12 protein-coding genes are annotated in these 18,313 nt (G+C 56.6%); 9 read left to right on the top strand and 3 right to left on the bottom strand.

Annotation, left to right across the window (positions count from 1 at the left end; genetic code table 11):
- Positions 1 to 387: 387 nt before the first annotated feature.
- The 3 genes from ACUHMQ_RS07035 to edd all read right to left on the bottom strand — a co-directional run bounded on the left by ACUHMQ_RS07035 (position 388) and on the right by edd (position 4,489).
- A complete protein-coding gene (locus ACUHMQ_RS07035; RefSeq protein WP_445294742.1) occupies positions 388 to 1,653 on the bottom strand; it encodes a maltoporin in 1,266 nt (421 codons plus the stop codon).
- Positions 1,654 to 2,031: 378 nt separating this feature from the next.
- On the bottom strand, positions 2,032 to 2,655 hold the full coding sequence (locus tag ACUHMQ_RS07030) for a bifunctional 4-hydroxy-2-oxoglutarate aldolase/2-dehydro-3-deoxy-phosphogluconate aldolase (protein WP_445294741.1): 624 nt from the start codon (positions 2,653 to 2,655) through the stop codon (positions 2,032 to 2,034).
- A gap of 10 nt (positions 2,656 to 2,665) precedes the next feature.
- Positions 2,666 to 4,489: a phosphogluconate dehydratase gene (gene edd, locus ACUHMQ_RS07025; protein ID WP_445294740.1), complete on the bottom strand. Its 1,824-nt coding sequence runs from the start codon at positions 4,487 to 4,489 to the stop codon at positions 2,666 to 2,668.
- A 416-nt stretch (positions 4,490 to 4,905) separates the two neighbouring features.
- On the opposite strand from edd, the gene zwf reads away from it, so the two are divergent.
- From zwf to lpdA, 9 genes are all read left to right on the top strand, one after another.
- Positions 4,906 to 6,363 carry a glucose-6-phosphate dehydrogenase gene (gene zwf / locus ACUHMQ_RS07020; protein WP_445294739.1) on the top strand — a complete coding sequence of 486 codons (1,458 nt, stop codon included), beginning with the start codon at positions 4,906 to 4,908 and terminating at the stop codon, positions 6,361 to 6,363.
- A gap of 104 nt (positions 6,364 to 6,467) precedes the next feature.
- Entirely contained in the window at positions 6,468 to 7,166 is a 699-nt protein-coding gene (gene pgl / locus ACUHMQ_RS07015; RefSeq protein ID WP_445294738.1) for a 6-phosphogluconolactonase, read from the top strand.
- A 7-nt stretch (positions 7,167 to 7,173) separates the two neighbouring features.
- Positions 7,174 to 8,166 carry a glucokinase gene (locus ACUHMQ_RS07010; RefSeq protein WP_445294737.1) on the top strand — a complete coding sequence of 331 codons (993 nt, stop codon included), beginning with the start codon at positions 7,174 to 7,176 and terminating at the stop codon, positions 8,164 to 8,166.
- A gap of 32 nt (positions 8,167 to 8,198) precedes the next feature.
- The gene (gene hexR, locus ACUHMQ_RS07005; protein ID WP_445294736.1) at positions 8,199 to 9,047 is read left to right on the top strand and encodes a transcriptional regulator HexR; all 849 of its coding nucleotides are present in this window, start codon (positions 8,199 to 8,201) and stop codon (positions 9,045 to 9,047) included.
- A 40-nt stretch (positions 9,048 to 9,087) separates the two neighbouring features.
- Positions 9,088 to 10,731 carry a glucose-6-phosphate isomerase gene (pgi, locus tag ACUHMQ_RS07000; RefSeq protein WP_445294735.1) on the top strand — a complete coding sequence of 548 codons (1,644 nt, stop codon included), beginning with the start codon at positions 9,088 to 9,090 and terminating at the stop codon, positions 10,729 to 10,731.
- A 99-nt stretch (positions 10,732 to 10,830) separates the two neighbouring features.
- Positions 10,831 to 11,721 (top strand): SHOCT domain-containing protein, encoded by an 891-nt coding sequence (locus ACUHMQ_RS06995; RefSeq protein WP_445294734.1) that lies wholly within the window; start codon positions 10,831 to 10,833, stop codon positions 11,719 to 11,721.
- Positions 11,722 to 11,971: 250 nt separating this feature from the next.
- A complete protein-coding gene (gene aceE / locus ACUHMQ_RS06990; protein ID WP_445294733.1) occupies positions 11,972 to 14,626 on the top strand; it encodes a pyruvate dehydrogenase (acetyl-transferring), homodimeric type in 2,655 nt (884 codons plus the stop codon).
- A gap of 104 nt (positions 14,627 to 14,730) precedes the next feature.
- Entirely contained in the window at positions 14,731 to 16,347 is a 1,617-nt protein-coding gene (gene aceF / locus ACUHMQ_RS06985; RefSeq protein ID WP_445294732.1) for a dihydrolipoyllysine-residue acetyltransferase, read from the top strand.
- 9 nt (positions 16,348 to 16,356) lie between these two features.
- Positions 16,357 to 18,135 carry a dihydrolipoyl dehydrogenase gene (gene lpdA, locus ACUHMQ_RS06980; RefSeq protein ID WP_445294731.1) on the top strand — a complete coding sequence of 593 codons (1,779 nt, stop codon included), beginning with the start codon at positions 16,357 to 16,359 and terminating at the stop codon, positions 18,133 to 18,135.
- Positions 18,136 to 18,313: the final 178 nt, after the last annotated feature.

The following is an 18,313-nucleotide window of genomic DNA, read 5'->3' as shown; positions in this document are numbered from 1 at the left end:
AAAAGTACGCAACAAAGCCACTCGTCTCAATGCTTTACGCCGAAACGACTGGATTCGCAAAAGGGATGCTGTAACTGTCATCTGCCACCACAGCACTTGCTGTGGCAACAGACTGTAAGAACCTATCTAAAGTCTGCTGTGCGTCGGCACCACGGCGTTGAAAACACCCTCGGAATGCTCATTTACCCGCTTCCTCGAGTGTTTTCGCCTTAGCTCGGGTTCTAAGAACTTGTTTACGATCTGTCGCGAGCAGCTGTCAGCAGGGTGCAGAGCAGCGCAGAAACCGGAATGTACTTTTGTACATGAGGATTTCAAGCAGCACATAAGCCCTGATCACAGCTGCGCAGTAAGATCATAAACAGGTTCAAGGTCAAGCCAATCTGTGACTTACCACCAAGCCTCCACCTGCACGCCATAGCTGCTGCCGCTGGTCTTGGTCGCGTAGGCAAATTGGTTGCCCTTGCCACTGACCACGCCACCAGGGTTGGCAACACTGACTGCAGCAGTCTGGGCTGCCTGGTTCCACTTGGCGTAGGTGTAATAAGCGCGCAACGCGGGGCGAGCCCAGAATCCCTTACCCATCGACAATTGCGGTGCGATCGTCAGCTTGCTCAAGCGCTGAGTGGGTGCGGAATTAGGTTTGACACTGGTCGTACCTGCCTCCAAAGCAACGCTGTAGTTCTCAGTGAAATGGTAGACAGGGCGGACGACCAAACTCATCGTCTTGCTCTTCACGCCGTTGAACTTCTCTGCACCGTAACCTGCAAACAATGCACCATTCCAGTTGCTGTTCTTGGGATCGAAAACCAGATGCTCGACAATCCGCCAGGATTTCTTGTCATCGGTACTCTTCAACCAGCTGGCGCTTTGGTCGAGGTTGGCTGCATCTTTTGCAACCTGGAGCACCAAGTTGTTGAAGCCCGCCATGCCAAATGGGTCGGCCTGGTTATGGGTAATGCCAAAAGCGAAGCCATTTGATCCGTTGCGGCCATCGACCTGGTTCTTGGCCACGACATTTGCGGTCAGGTCGATCGACCCACCTGCATTCGCGCCTATCCCTTCCAGCCGGAAATCATGGTTGGTCACGGCGTCCGAAGCACTTCCGCCGCTGCTGGTCTCGTCGTTACGCATCAATGCATAGGAGAACTTACCAAAACCGAAATCGATGTTCTCGATACCGGCGCCCGGCCCCATGCTGGCTGACCAGAAAAAGTCAGCGATATGCGCATCGTGGCGTTTATAGAAGCGCTTACCGCCCCAGATGCCCGCATTGGCAAGCGCGCCATTGCCGACATTAGTCGCTTCGATCCAGGTTTGGCGCCAGGCAGGGGATTTGTCTTCCCAATCCTTTTGCTGTTCTTGCGAGAAAGCCAACATGGTATGCAGTTTGAAGCCGACACCATTGCTTTCACCCAAAGCAGCATCGAACGAAAGCTCGCTATAAGTCTCGCATTCGTTACCTAGGCGACCGGCGCCCCCAACCTTGCCGCCAAAGGCCGGTGCATTCAATCCGAAACACACCTCACGCCCACCTTCGGAAGCACTGCCCGAACCACTACGGAGATAACCGTGGTAGTCAACAGACGCCGCCATTGTGGCCTGGGCAGCCATTGCAGCAACGACTGCCAGGAACAGCTTGCTTTTCATCATCATTGTCGAATCACTCCTCTCCGCTTTGGTTGGTTGAGCTGGTTGCAAACCCGCGCCCAGCATGGTGAGCACACCATCGTCCCTGTGCTCAGGGGTGCGTGCTCGGTGCGCCATAACGGAGAAGCGGGCCACGTCGCTACGCTAAACCCGGCGGCGAACACGGGTCACAGTTTCCCCAAGCTCTCTGGAGGAGCTCGTCAAAACAGGAATCGGGTTCTCGGCTCGATTGAGTCGCTACCGGGAAGAAATCTTCGCTTTTCTTGCTGAAAGCGTTGTTGTTCCAATACTCGTTAGAATCGGTTCACAGTCTGTAGCACATAAGCCTTAACGGAGTAAGACCGATAAGGCTCGCGCAGAAGCACCATGCACTGATTGTTGGTTTTATGTCTTCAAAGCCGCCGCACCGCGGGCCAGTTGGGTAATGACATGCCAGTCACCTGCAGCAACCTTTTCCTTCGGCGCGAGCCACGAACCACCGACGCACGCCACATTTGGCAAAGCCAGGAATTTCGGTGCGCTTTCCAGCGTCACGCCACCTGTTGGGCAGAACAACACATCTGCAAACGGCCCACCAAGCGCCTTGAGCATACCTAAGCCTCCGGCTTGCTCGGCCGGAAATAGTTTCATAGCGTCGAAACCGTGTGCCATTGCGGCAATGACCTCTGAAGGCGTCATCACACCGGGTAGCAATGGAATACCAGCAGCTTTGGCAGCCTGCGCGAGTTCATCTGTCAGCCCTGGTGTTACCGCAAAGCGGGCTCCCGCAGCCTTTACCTCAGCAAATTGCGCCGGCTGGGTTACGGTACCCACACCAACAATGGCATCGGGCACTTCAGCGGCAATCGCCTTGATGGAGGCCATCGCAGTAGGTGTGCGCAAAGTTACTTCCAGCACGCGTATCCCACCGTCGACCAAAGCCCGCGCTAAAGGTACGGCATCTTCAACACGGTCCAGCACAATCACCGGCATGACCGGTGAGGCGCGCATGATGTCACGGATATTCATTGTTCGTTCCTTACATGGGCAACATAAAGCTCATCGCCCCTTGCTCCGCACCCGTAGCATTACTACGAAATACGGCAAACAGGTCGCGACCATAACCATATTGGTTGGCAGTCACATCAGCAGTGGCTGGCGTGCGCTGTGCCCAGACATCTGCAGGCACCAGCGCTTCCAAGGTACCGGTTTCGGCATCAAGGCGAATCATGTCTCCATTGCATACCTTGGCCAGCGGCCCGCCGGCAAGACACTCTGGCGTGATATGGATCGCTGAGGGCACCTTGCCGGAAGCACCGGACATGCGGCCGTCTGTTACCAGGGCCACTTTGAATCCCCTGTCCTGCAGGACCCCTAGCGTCGGCGTCAGCTTGTGTAGTTCGGGCATACCGTTGGCGCGCGGACCTTGAAAGCGGATTACAGCAATGAAATCTCTGTCCAACTCACCGCGTTTGAATGCGTCGATCAGGGCATCCTGCGAATCGAAAACGATTGCCGGCGCTTCAACGATCCGGTGTGCAGCTTGAACGGCCGAAACCTTGATCACACCACGGCCAAGGTTGCCCTGAACAAGGCGTAAACCACCATCAGGCTGGAAGGGCGACGCCACGGAGGACAACACCGACTTGTCCTGGCTTTCTGTGGGGGCGGGGCGCCATGCCAACTGCCCGCTGTTCATATGCGGCTCCACTGCATAACGGCGCAGACCAGGACCCATGACCGTTTTTACATCCTCATGCAGAAGACCTGCATCGAGTAATTGGCTGATCAGATAACCCATACCGCCAGCCGCATGGAAATGGTTAACATCCGCACTGCCATTTGGATAGATCTTCGCCAGCAGCGGAATAATGGCGGAGATATCGTCGAAGTCGGTCCAGTCGATGATGATGCCTGCCGCAGCGGCCATTGCTACAAGATGGATAGCATGATTCGTCGAACCGCCTGTGGCCATCAGGCCAACCAGACCGTTGACGATGGCGCGCTCATCGATCACCTCTGCCAGAGGGATGTATTCATTGCCCAGCGCAGTAATCGCAGCAGCGCGTTTGGCAGCTTCGCAGGTAAAAGCATCGCGTAGCGGGGTATCTGGATTCACAAACGCCGAGCTTGGCAGATGAACGCCCATGATTTCCATGAGCATCTGATTTGAATTGGCGGTGCCATAAAAGGTGCAGGTGCCGGCGCCGTGATAGGACTTTTCTTCCGCTTCCAAAAGCCCTTCCCGGCCGATCTTACCTTCTGCGTACAGCTGGCGGATACGGGCTTTCTCTTTGTTTTCCAGGCCCGATACCATGGGGCCTGCGGGTACGAAAATCGCCGGCAGATGGCCAAACTGCAATGCACCAATCATGAGCCCCGGTACGATTTTGTCGCAGACGCCAAGGCACAGCATGCCGTCAAACATCTGGTGGCTCATTGCAACAGCGGTGCTCATGGCGATGATATCGCGCGAAAACAGCGACAACTCCATGCCGGCCTGACCTTGGGTCACGCCATCGCACATCGCCGGGACACCGCCGGCAAACTGGGCTGTCGCGCCGACTTCACGAGCAGCGGCCTTGATGAGTTCGGGATAGGTTGCAAGTGGCTGATGTGCCGACAACATATCGTTGTAGGCAGAAACGATGGCCAGATTAGGCTGACGCTGCTCACGCAGCATGATTTTGTCGCCGGCTGGCGAGGCAGCATAGGCATGGGCCAGGTTTGTGCACGACAAACCCTTACGAACAGGTTCTTTGGCAGCCCAGGCTGCCACACGCGCCAGATAGGCCGAGCGTGTCGGCTGGCTTTTCCGGACAATTCGCTCGGTCACTTCGACCAGGCGGAGATGCAGACTCATCGAAACTCCCTGTGAGACCCTTACAGGATCACACTGGCTACGCTATGGGTTTGATTTGCGAGTGCTTAAGATAACTACCGTGCACCGCACTACGTAACTACACTACTTGAAATTTGATAGTAGTTTTACTACAGCCATAAGGCAAGCCGACCCCTAGATTTTTTAACCTATGCAGATAGGACTGTTGTAGCAAAGCTGCAACCATGCTGAATACATTTAGCAACAAAATCCACGAATTCCATAATTGAAGCGGCATTCCAATTGAGCGAGAATTTGCACCGCCGACTAGAGCTATCACTTTATTCGTCTAGCAAAACTACATTGCCAAGCCTGTCTCCAAGTAGTATTGTTTCAGGAAATTCAGCATCCGTAGCTGTGTCTAAATATATGAAGATCTCACCCAAAGGACTCAAGGGATGACCTCGATTCAACCCTTCGATATGGTGCTGTTTGGCGGCACTGGCGACTTGGTCATGCGCAAACTGTTGCCTGCGCTTTACCATCAACACCAGGATGGCTGCCTACCAGAAGAAGGTCGCATCCTGTGCCTGGGCCGCAGTCAGTCCGACCAGGCCGCCTACCTGGGTACCGCCGAGAAAGCGGCGCGCCAATACCTAGGCGACTACTTCAACGATGGTGATTGGGCTACTTTCTCCACTCGCCTCGTCTACCTGAAGCTTGATGCGCAGGACAAATCTGCCTACGCCGCCTTGGCCGACAAACTCAACGAATTCCCCGATCATGTCCGCGTGTTCTATCTGGCTACGGCGCCAAATCTGTTCGCCGGTATCTGCGAGAATCTGGCGTCGGTCAACCTGAACAAAGGCAGTGCCCGTGTCGTGTTGGAGAAGCCCCTCGGTCATGACCTTGCCTCTTCGCAAGCCATCAATGCCCAGGTTGGCAAGTTCTTCAAAGAACTGCAGATCTACCGGATCGACCACTACCTGGGTAAAGAGGCCGTTCAAAACCTGTTGGCGCTACGTTTCAGCAATACTTTTTTCGAACCCCTGTGGCGGCGCGAATGGATACGCGACGTACAGATCACGGTAACCGAACAGGTTGGCGTGGAAAGCCGCGGCGACTTTTACGATAAAGCCGGCGCACTGCGCGATATGGTGCAGAACCATCTACTGCAGCTCCTGTGTTTTATTGCAATGGAACCCCCAGCCAGCGCCGACCCTGATGCCGTACGCGATGAAAAACTGAAGGTGTTGCGTGCACTGCGTCGCTTTGGGCCGCAGGAAGTCGCCAGCAAAACCGTACGTGGTCAATACAAAGCTGGGGCAAGCCAAGGCAAGCCTGCCGTGGGTTATCTCGACGAAACCGGCATCAGCCCCAACAGCAAAACCGAAACCTTTGTCGCGTTGAAAGCGGAAATCGATACCTGGCGTTGGGCCGGCGTGCCCTTCTACCTGCGTACCGGCAAGCGCATGCAGGAACGGCTGGCGGAAATCGTCATCAACTTCCGTCAAGTACCACATTCCATCTTCTCACTGCCCGCAGAGACAACCAGCAACCGCCTGGTGATCCAGTTGCAGCCGGAAGAAAGCGTCAAGATGTACCTGCTTGCCAAACAGCCAGGCGACCAGATGAAGCTAAAGAGCGTTCATCTTGACCTCGATTTCGACGAAATGTTCAAAGCGCGTCGTCCCGATGCCTATGAGCGCTTGCTGACAGACGTGATCCGTGGCCGCCTGACGCTGTTCATGCGTCGCGACGAACTCGACGAAGCCTGGAAGTGGGTGGAACCTATCCTCGATACCTGGGAAGCCAGCGACGAAGCGCCCAAACAATATACCGCGGGCACCTGGGGCCCAGCCGCAAGCTCCGCGCTCCTGTCTCGCGACGGATTTTGTTGGCACGAGGAAGGTTGAGCAAGTAACACAAGGATGTCGGGTTGTTACCCGGCATTCCGCATTTTACGGCGGCGGATTTTTCCTTCCGCAAGCCGGCCAAAGTTGAAATAAGAGAATTGTAAATGGCCGACATTCGCATTCATGACTACGACTCCCGAATCGATCTGGATATCTGCCTGGCGCGCGAAGTAGCAGCAGCCCTGGAAACAGCGCTGCGCGAGCGTGGTTCCGCCAGCTTGGCGGTATCCGGCGGGCGTACGCCGGTTGGCATGTTCCAGCAATTGCGCCAGATGCGCCTTGATTGGAGCCGGGTCTGGATCACACTCGTGGACGACCGTTGGTTGCCTGTTGATCACGCAGACAGCAATGAGCGTCTGGTACGTGAAAACCTGCTCAAGTACCAGGTTGAGGCTGCCAATTTCATCGGTCTCAAAACCCCAGCGCCTACACCCGAGGCAGGGCTTACCGAAGTCGAGTCCGCTTTGGCCAAGGTGCCGCAGCCTTTCGATGTTGTCATCCTGGGTATGGGCGAGGACGGTCATACTGCCAGCCTGTTCCCCTGCTCGGCAGAATTGGAAACTGCCGCTGCCGTGGATAACCCCAAGCAGGTTGTTGCCGTGAACCCGACAACCGCCCCTTATGCGCGCATCAGCCTTACATTGGCTGCTATTGTCCGTTCCCGTAACATTTTCCTGCACCTGACCGGCGAGAAGAAAAAGGCTGTTTTCGACGCCGCCATGGATGCACCTACCGAACGCCTGCCCATCGCCCGTGTCTTCGATGCCGCTCATGGCGTCTGCCATCTCTATTGGGCCGAGTAAATCCGTCATGTCACTAGCTCATACTTATCCCCGCCTACTTGCCGATGTCGGTGGCACCAATGTCCGTTTTGCGCTGATTCGCGCCCCTGGCGCACCCATCAGCGATGAGCGCAATCTGGTCTGTGCCGACTACCCTGGCTTGTATGAAGCCGCCAAGACCTATCTCGACCCGTTGGCGATAAAGCCCGTCTGGGCTGCTTTTGGCATTGCTACTGCGATTGCCGGTGACCACGTCAAGATGACGAACCATGGATGGGCTTTCTCGCAGGCCGAGCTTAAAACCCAGCTTGATCTGGCTGAACTGACCATCATCAACGACTTCACGGCGCTGGCTTTGAGTTTACCGACCCTGGATGATGCGGAGCTCGTCAAAGTAGGTGGCGGTGAACGCAACCCCGACCTGCCTATTGCCCTTTTGGGCGCCGGTACCGGTCTCGGCGTTTCCGGCCTGATTCCCGCCCATCAGCCCGGTGAAGCGCCACGCTGGATTCCCCTGCAAGGTGAAGGCGGGCATGTGTCATTCTCGCCTTTCAACCACAAGGAAGACGAAATTCTACGCATCTTGCGGCAGGAATTCGGCCATGTGTCTGCCGAACGCCTATTGTCCGGACCAGGATTGCAGAATCTTTACAAAGCGCTGGCCGAGCTCAACAGCCAGCCGAACGAGAATCCTTCTGCCGCAGAAATCACCGAGCGGGCAGTTGCCGGTACCTGCACGCTGTGCAAGGAAACTGTGGATACCTTCTGCGCCATGCTGGGCAGCGCCTCCGCCAATCTAGCCATCACTTTAGGCGCACGCGGCGGGCTGTATATCGGTGGCGGCATCGTGCCGCGTCTGGGCGAATATTTTGCCAATTCCCCATTCCGCCGCCGGTTTGAACAGAAAGGTCGTTTTTCCGACTACCTTGCCGCTGTACCAAGCTTTGTGATTGTCGCCAAGAACCCAGCCCTACGCGGCACAGCCGCGGCGCTTGATGCGCTGGCCGCTCGCAAGGCCTGACCCTTCGCCAGGTGCGAAGAGATAAGAACAAAATGCTGGAAAAGATCAAATCGCTGCTCAATGAGCTGTCGAAATCCGAACGCAAAGTTGCAGAGCTGGTGCTTTCCCAGCCGAACTTCGTTGCCCACGCGCCGATTGCGCAGATTGCAGAAATGGCGACGGTTTCACAGCCTACCGTCATCCGTTTCTGCCGTTCGGTCGACTGCACAGGCCTGCAGGACTTCAAACTGCGCCTGACTCGCAGCCTGGTTTCCGGTGTGCCCTATGTGCACAGTGCGGTGGAAATGAGCGATACCGCACATGATCTGGCGGCCAAGCTGTTCGATAACACGATCTCCAGCTTGATGCGTACCCGCAACGAGCTGAACCCGGACACGATCGAGCAGGCAGTCGATATCCTCTCCCGTGCCCGTAAGATCGAGTTCTATGGCCTGGGCAACAGCGGCATCATGGCGCAGGATGCGCAGCATAAGTTCTTTCGCCTGGGTGTACCCTGCATTGCCTATTCCGACCCCCATATCCACGGCATGTCGGCTTCGCTCCTCAAGCCGGGTGACGCAGTGGTGGCGATCTCCAACTCCGGCCGTACGATAGATCTGATCCGGTCGGTGGAACTGGCGCGCGAAGCAGGTGCCTACGTAATCGGGATTACCCATTCCAACTCGCCGCTGGCCAAGCGTTGCAACGTCACACTGTATGCCGACACACCCGAAGACCCCGATCTTTACTCGCCAATGATCACCCGCATCGTTCACCTCGTCGTTATCGATGTGCTGGCTGTGGGAGTTGCATTGCGCCGGGGACCGGAGTTGATCGACCAGCTGGAAAAGATCAAACGCAATCTCAAAGAACGTCGGGTACGTGGTTATGAAGACCGCTGAAGATTAACCAGACTTTCCCATTAATACCACTATCATCACGATGACCGCACTTAGCTCCCTCCCCGCCTGGCAAACCACGCTGTCGCAAGCTGCGCAGCTTAGATCCATCGACTTGCGGCAGGCGTTCGCCAGCGACCCGGATAGAGCCCAGCGCTTCAGCCTGAAGGCCTGCGGCATCCTGCTCGATTATTCGAAAAACCGAGTCGATGACGCGGCGATGGCCAATCTGTTTGCGCTTGCGCGCGCAACAGGCGTGGAAACCAAACGGGAACAGCAGTTTGCCGGTGCCGCAATCAACATTACCGAAGGTCGTTCCGTACTGCATACGGCGCTACGCGCGCCTGCTGGCAGTGTGATTGACGTCGATGGTGCCAATGTCGTGCCGCAGGTGCAGGATGTATTGGCTCGCACGGCAGGTTTTGCAGAAAAGGTACGCACAGGGCAATGGCTGGGCCACGATGGCCGGGCCATCACCGATATCGTGAATATCGGCATTGGCGGATCAGACCTTGGCCCTTTCATGGTCTGTGAAGCATTGCGGGATTTTGGCAGCAAACAGCTGAAAATGCATTTTGTCTCAACCGTGGATGGCTGGCAGTTGGCGACGGTGTTGGAACAGCTCAACCCGGCTACCACACTGGTGATCATTGCGTCCAAAACCTTCACGACGCAAGAGACGCTGACCAATGCCAAGGCTGCGCGGCAGTGGTTGGTGAATACCCTGGGTGATGAGTCCGCAGTGGCAAAACACTTCGTTGCAGTGTCCACCAATGCCGAAGCGGTATCAGCGTTTGGCATCGATACCGCGAACATGTTCGGCTTCTGGAACTGGGTGGGTGGGCGTTATTCGTTATGGTCAGCCATTGGCTTGCCGATTCTGCTTTATATCGGCGAAACACATTTCCGTGCGATGTTGGCCGGTGCACATGCCATGGACCAGCATTTCAAATCTGCGCCATTGGAGCAGAACCTGCCGGTCATTCTGGCACTGCTCGGGGTTTTCTATATCAATGGCATGGGTGCAAGTACCCAGCTGATCTCGCCCTATAACCAACCACTGCACCGCTTGCCGGCTTATTTGCAACAGCTCGATATGGAATCGAACGGCAAGTCGGTACGGCTTGATGGCCAAGCGGTGGATTACCATACCGGTCCGGTGATCTGGGGCGAACCTGGCATCAATGCCCAGCATGCGTATTATCAGTTACTGCATCAGGGTACCGAGCTGGTGCCTATCGATTTCATCGCCGCTTTGGAAAATCCGAAAAGTTCGCTTGAGCACAATACAATACTGCTCGCCAACTTTCTCGCCCAGACCGAAGCCTTGATGCGTGGTAAGAACGAAGCCGAGGTGCGTGCTGAGTTGCAAGCCCAGGGCCTCACTGGTGAAGCGTTGGAACAATTGGTGCCACATAAGGTGTTTGGCGGTAACCGCCCAACGAATACTCTGCTATTGGATCAGTTGACCCCAAGCAGTCTGGGTAGCCTGATTGCGCTGTACGAGCACAAGGTGTTTGTGCAGGGTGTAGTGTGGGGAATCAATTCCTACGATCAGTGGGGCGTCGAGTTGGGTAAACAGTTGGCGAAGACCATTGAAGCCGAGCTCAGAGACCCCAGCATCCAGGGTAAGCACGATGCTTCGACAAACCGCCTGATCGACTATGTACGCAAAGCACTGAACTAAAAGCAAAAACTCTAAAGCAGCGGTGAACCACGATGCAGACATGGTGTCTTTGCGTTATAACGTCACCCTTGCACCCCTTGGATTGATCTGGAGATAGTCATGCAGTACCTGTTTTCGACTCGGATGGCAGGTCTTCTGGCCTGTGTTTTCCTGGCCGGTAAAGCCCTGGCGGTCGACACCACCAAGATGTGGTCGGAGACGGATGACTATGTGAAGCTCGAAGCCGTCAATGCCGAGAATGCCCACCCTGTGGTTTTTTCGACCGAGCAGTTGAGCAACCTGCTGCAACGGGTTTTCAAGCGGGTCGATGGCAAGACGCCCCAGCCCTATTACAACGACGATGAGATCAAGCGCCTGTCAGAAGCGCTGCTGCCGGTATTTGCCAAGGCCGGGCGTGGCGATGATGTGCAATTCGTCACGTCCTATCGCCCAGGTGGCATGTTCTTCATCCCGCGCGTGCTCAATGCGGGGCGTATGTTCGTCGAAAATGGCAAGCTGAATGTGCTGGTCGGCATGTGTGGCGACTCGCTCGACATGGCTTACTACCATGTCACCGGCGTCAAGCGCTCCATTAACCATGGCAGCCGTATCAAGCCTTCGGCCAATCTTGGCTGTACCCTCTTGAGCGGCAACGGTGCTGTCAGCGTGAACAGCCGCCCGGATTGGATCAGCATCGACATCGCTGCGGCTTTGGCAAGCACACCTGACAAAACCTACCACCCTGTACCCGGTTCCGACCCAGGTACGACTTTTCAGCCGGCTACAGCAACTACCACCTTTCAGCCCGTAACTGCGCCAGTTTCCAAACCATCGCCTACGGTACAAGCGACGCCGCCCGCCCCTCAAGCTGCACCACAGCCGGCACCTGCCGCCGCCCCTTCCAGCAAGGCTGAAGAGCGGTTGACCGTACTGAAGCGTTTGAAGGATGGCGGCTTGATCAGTGACAGCGAATACGAACAAAAACGCGCGGCAGTTTTGAAGGACTTATAGACATAAGCCGGGATAATCCGGCCTTGGACAGGTTCCAAGTAACTTAAGTAAGCAAGAGACACCGTTGTGAAGCGTCTATTCCCCGCTTCGCCGACATTGAATCGGCCCCTTTTCCCGGTTTCGGGCACCGTATTGCACGCTGCCCGGGCCCTCCCCTATCAGCAAACCATGCCTGTTGAGTCTGCCCACCGAGCGGATGGCATGCGCTTGCTTGTTTCCAAATAACAAACACACCCACAAGGTACCCAAGATGGCTGAGCACAACGACGACCTCGATCCGATAGAAACCCGTGAATGGCTGGAAGCCTTGGATGGCGTAATTGATACCGAAGGCCCTGAGCGCGCCCATTTCATCATCGAGAAGTTGATTGAGGAAGCGTCGGAAAAAGGGGCGAATATCCCTTACAGCGCCAGCACTCAGTACATCAATACCATCCCCCACGAGATGGAGCCCCCTTTCCCGGGCGATACCACCCTGGAACACAAGATCCGCGCTTATACGCGCTGGAACGCCATGGCCATGGTGGTACGCGCTAACAAGCACACCAATGTAGGTGGCCATATCGCGTCCTTCGCATCCGCCGCCACTTTGTATGACGTGGGTTTCAACCACTTCTGGCGCGCACCGACGGAAACCCATGGCGGAGACCTGATCTTCGTTCAGGGCCACGTGGCAACGGGTATTTATTCGCGTGCCTATCTGCTGGGCCGTATCTCTGAAGAGCAGATGAATAACTTCCGCCAGGAAGTCGGCGGCAAGGGTCTGTCGAGCTACCCTCATCCCTGGCTGATGCCCGATTTCTGGCAGTTCCCAACAGTATCGATGGGTCTGGGCCCTATTCTCGCCATCTATCAGGCGCGCTTCATGAAGTACATGCAGGACCGTGGTCTGGCGCAAACCGACAATCGCAAGGTCTGGACCTTCTGCGGTGATGGCGAGATGGACGAGCCTGAATCGTTGGGCGCGATCGGCATGGCTGGGCGCGAAAAGCTCGACAACCTCGTGTTCGTGATCAACTGCAACCTGCAACGGCTGGATGGTCCGGTACGTGGCAATGGCAAGATCATTCAGGAGCTCGAAGGCGAATTCCGCGGTTCGGGCTGGAATGTGATCAAGCTGGTCTGGGGTACCAAGTGGGACGCCCTGTTTGCCCGCGACAAGAAAGGTATCCTGCCCAAGCGCATGATGGAGATCGTCGACGGCGAATACCAGGTGATGAAAGCACGCGACGGCGCGTACGTGCGTGAGCATTTCTTCAACACGCCGGAACTGAAAGCATTGGTGCAGGATTGGTCCGACAAGGACATCTGGGAACTGAATCGAGGTGGCCACGATCCGGCCAAGATCTACGCGGCGTTCAAGCAGGCGTCCGAGCCGAATGGCAAGCCCACCGTCATCCTTGCCAAGACTGTCAAGGGCTATGGTATGGGATCGGCCGGCGAAGCCATGAACATCACCCACCAGCAAAAGAAGCTGGATATCGACTCGATCAAGCAGTTCCGCGACCGGTTCAGCATTCCTGTTCCAGACGACCAGATCGAGAATGTGCCGTTCGTGAAGTTCGAAGAGGGCTCGCGCGAGTTGGAGTACATGCGCGGTCACCGCCAAGCACTGGGCGGCTATCTGCCACAGCGCCGTACCAAAGCCTACGCGCTGGAAATCCCGCCCCTATCGAGCTTCGATACGCTACTCAAAGGCTCGGGTGCCGGCAAGGAGTACTCCACGACAATGGCCTTTGTGCGGCTGCTGACCCAGCTGCTCAAGGACAAGCAGATCGGCAAGCATATTGTTCCCATCGTGCCTGATGAATCGCGTACCTTCGGTATGGAAGGCCTGTTCCGCCAAGTGGGCATCTGGAACCAGGAGGGCCAGAAGTATGTGCCGCAGGATGCCGACCAGCTGATGTTCTACAAGGAATCGAAAGACGGTCAGATTCTGCAGGAAGGCATCAACGAAGCCGGTGGGATGTGTGACTGGATTGCCGCTGGCACCAGCTACAGCACGCACGGCGTGCCGATGATTCCGTTCTACATCTACTACTCGATGTTCGGTTTCCAACGCATCGGCGACTTGGCATGGCTGGCTGGCGATATGCGTACCCGCGGCTTCCTGTTGGGTGGCACAGCGGGCCGCACAACGCTGAATGGTGAAGGCCTGCAGCATGAGGATGGTCATTCCCACCTGATCTCGGCCACGATTCCGAACTGCATTTCCTACGACCCGACCTTCGGCTTTGAAGTGGCGGTCATCGTGCAGGATGGTATGCGCCGTATGTATGCCGAGCAGCAGGACGTGTACTACTACCTGACCCTGATGAACGAGAACTACGAGCACCCAGCCATGCCGGCGGGCGCAGAGGCTGGCATCGTCAAGGGTATGTACAAGCTCAAGCAAGGCGGTAAAGGCGACTTGCGCGTGCAGCTGGCGGGTTCTGGCACCATCCTCAACGAAGTCATCGCCGCGGCAGATCTGCTCAAGCAGGATTGGGGCGTCGAATCCGATCTGTGGAGTTGCCCAAGCTTTACCGAGCTGGCACGCGACGGCATGGCGGCCGAACGCCACAATCTCCTCAACCCAGATGCAGAGCCAAAGGTACCCTATGTCACCCAGTGCCTGAAGGATGCCAAAGGCCCTGTCGTCGTCGCCACTGACTACATGCGTCTTTACGCCGAGCAGATTCGTGCTTTCGTACCAAGCCGTTATGTCGTGTTGGGTACTGATGGCTTCGGCCGCTCCGATACCCGTGAGCAATTGCGCAGCTTCTTCGAGGTGAACCGACATTACGTTGTGGTCGCCGCCCTCAAAGCCCTGGCAGACGACGGTAAGTTGCCACGCGCCACGATTACCGAGGCCATTACCAAGTACGGCATCAATAGCGCCAAGCCGGCTCCCTGGACTGTTTAAGCGTGTGAGGCATAAGGCGTGGAGCGTAAACGTTTCATACCGCGCTGCCTGAATGGGGTGGGTCAGTCCCTCCCCCAACACTGCACCCCTCACAGGAAATGAACATGAGCAATCTGATCAAACTGAAAGTACCCGATATCGGGGACGTGAAAGACGTCGATGTGATCGAAGTCTTTGTGAAGGCAGGCGACGTCATCAAGAAAGATGACGCACTGATTACCTTGGAAACCGACAAAGCCAGCATGGAAGTGCCAGCAGAAGCTGGTGGTGTGGTCAAGGAAGTACGCATCAAGGTTGGTGACAAGGCATCTCAAGGTACAGTGATCGTGCTGATCGAAGCTGCGGGCGCCGCTGCAGCCAGTACGCCGGCAGCTACACCTGCTCCAGCGCCCGCTGCAGCTGCATCTTCATCTGCTGCCGCTACCAGTGCCAGTATCGAAGTCAAAGTACCCGACATTGGCGACGCCAAGAATGTGGATGTGATCGAGGTTTTCGTCAAAGCCGGCGATACTGTGAAGAAAGATGATTCACTGATCACGCTGGAAACCGACAAAGCCAGCATGGAAGTGCCCTCCCCCGCTGCAGGTACAGTGCAAAGCATCGCCATCAAAGTAGGCGACAAGGCATCTGAAGGCACGCTGATACTGACCCTGGCTGCCAGCGGCGCAAGTCATGCCGTCGCACCTGCCGCAAAGCCTGCTGCCGCTGCCCCAGCACCTACGGACGTAGTGCCGGTCGCCACACCTGCTGCTGCGCCTGCTCCGATCGCTGCACCAGCAAGCGCCAAGGTGGACGAGGCTGGCTTTAAGGCCGCCCATGCCAGCCCTTCCGTACGCAAGTTCGCACGTGAACTGGGTGTAGACCTCGGCAAGGTCAAAGGTACAGGTCCCAAGGGCCGCATTATCGCCAGCGACGTGCAGGCATTCGTGAAGAGCGTACTCAGCGGCGCGATTTCAAGCGGTGCGCCATCAGCCGGTACCGGTGTAGGCCTCGATCTGCTGCCCTGGCCCAAGGTTGATTTTGCCAAATACGGCCCGGTTGAATCGAAGCCACTGTCGCGCATCAAGAAGATTTCCGGCGCGAATCTGGCGCGTAACTGGGTGATGATTCCCCACGTAACGCAGTTCGATGAAGCTGACATCACCGATATGGAAGCCTTCCGCAAGGATATGGGCGAGGAGCTGAAGAAGCAGAACCTCAAGATCACCCCCTTGGCTTTCATCATCAAAGCCGTCGTTGCTGCGCTGAAGAAATTCCCCGAGTTTAATAGCTCGCTCGATGGCGACAACCTGGTGCTGAAGCAGTACTTCCATATCGGTTTCGCTGCCGATACACCTAACGGGCTCGTCGTGCCGGTGATTCGCGATGCCGACAAGAAGTCGCTGATTGAGCTGGCAACCGAAACTGGCGCACTCGCCGCCAAAGCACGCGAAGGCAAGCTTTTGCCAGCGGAAATGCAGGGCGGGTGTTTCTCGATTTCGTCATTGGGTGGTGTAGGCGGCACAGCCTTCACACCGATCGTCAATGCGCCGGAAGTTGCCATCCTCGGCGTTTCCAAATCCAGCATCAAACCCGTGTGGAACGGTAGTGAGTTCACGCCACGCCTGATGCTGCCATTAAGCTTGAGCTACGACCACCGTGTGATCGATGGCGCATCTGCCGCCCGCTTCACGACGTATCTCTCACAAGTGCTGGGCGATATTCGCCGGCTGATGCTGTAAGGGGCTGCCATGAGCAATGTGATTGAACTCAAGGTACCCGATATTGGCGATGCCAAGGACGTTGATGTCATCGAAGTCTTCATCAAGGTTGGCGATACCGTTGCCAAGGAAGATTCGCTGATCACGCTGGAAACCGACAAAGCCAGCATGGAGGTGCCGGCCAGTGCGGCTGGTGTAGTCAAGGAGGTGCGCATCAAGGTGGGCGACAAGATCAGCGAGGGAGCAGTGATTGCTCTGGTAGAAGCGACTGCTGCCGCACCAGCGAGCAAACCTGCAGCAGCGGCCACACCGGCTTCAACCCCAGCGCCAGCAGCTGCGCCAAAAGCCGCCAGCCATGCTGGGGCTGGGGGGGCAGATGCCGAATACGACCTGCTGGTGCTTGGTGCCGGCCCGGGTGGCTATTCCGCGGCCTTCCGCGCCGCAGACCTGGGCTTGAAGGTTGTACTGGTTGAGCGTTACGCCAGACTGGGTGGGGTCTGCCTCAATGTAGGTTGTATCCCCTCCAAGGCCCTGCTGCACAATGCAGCGGTAATCGACGAGGTCAAACACCTTGCGGCCCACGGCATCAAATACCCAGACCCGGAAATCGATATCGATGCCTTGCGTGTCTACAAAGACAAGGTGACGGACAGATTGACCGGTGGGCTGGGCGGTATGGCCAAGATGCGCAAGGTTGAGTTGGTGCGCGGCTTAGGTCGTTTCCTCGACCCACACCATATGGAAGTCGAGCTTACTGCTGGCGAAGGCCAGGACAAAACCGGTGAGAAGAAGACCCTCAAATTCAAGCAGGCCATCATTGCCGCCGGTTCCCGGGTGACAAAGCTGCCGTTCATACCGGAAGACCCACGCATCGTCGACAGTACCGGGGCGCTGGAGCTGAAGGCTATACCCAAGAAGATGCTGGTGATTGGCGGCGGCATCATCGGGCTGGAAATGGGTACGGTGTATTCCACGCTCGGCGCACGCCTCGATGTGGTCGAGATGATGGATGGCCTCATGCAGGGCGCGGACCGTGATCTTGTCAAAGTGTGGCAGAAGATGAATGCCCACCGCTTTGACAACATCATGCTCAAGACCAAGACGGTTGCCGTCGAGGCCAAGACCGATGGCATCTGGGTGACTTTCGATGGCGATGCGGCGCCCAAGGAACCACAGCGGTACGACCTGGTACTTGTCGCCGCGGGTCGTGCGCCCAATGGCAAGCTGATTGCGGCGGAAAATGCCGGCGTAGCGGTTACCGAGCGTGGCTTTATCGAAGTGGATAAGCAGATGCGCACCAATGTGCCGCATATCTTCGCTATCGGCGACATCGTCGGCCAGCCGATGTTGGCGCACAAAGCTGTGCATGAAGCCCATGTCGCAGCTGAAAATGCAGCCGGCCATAAAGCCTTCTTTGATGCACGGGTGATTCCCGGGGTTGCTTATACCGACCCGGAAGTCGCTTGGGTAGGCATGACAGAAGACGAAGCCAAAAAGGCTGGCGTCAAGATCGAGAAGTCTGTCTTCCCGTGGAGTGCTTCCGGCCGTGCCATTGCCAATGGGCGTGATGAAGGCTTTACCAAGCTGATTTTCGATGCCGAGACGCACCGGCTGATTGGCGGGGCCATCGTCGGCACCCATGCGGGCGATATGCTGGGTGAGCTTTGCTTGGCGATTGAGATGGGTTGCGACCCAACAGACATCGGCAAAACCATCCATGCCCACCCTACTCTGGGTGAATCCATCGGTATGGCTGCGGAAGTATTCGAAGGCACCTGTACCGATCTGCCGCCGCAGCGCAAGAAGTAATACCTACAATGCAGTACATCGAAGCGCCACCCAACTGGGTGGCGTTTTTCATGTGCGCCCAGCATGGGCGCACTCCTGCGGGTGGAAGTCCCGCCGTAAGTTGATCACAGCGAACGAAGTGAAGCGCAACTGCGTGAGGGCGACCGAGCGTGGGAAGGAAGCGTGGATCGTAAACCGC

It is taken from the genome of Chitinimonas violaceus, assembly GCF_052601015.1.
This window is presented reverse-complemented; position numbering and strand designations above follow the sequence as displayed.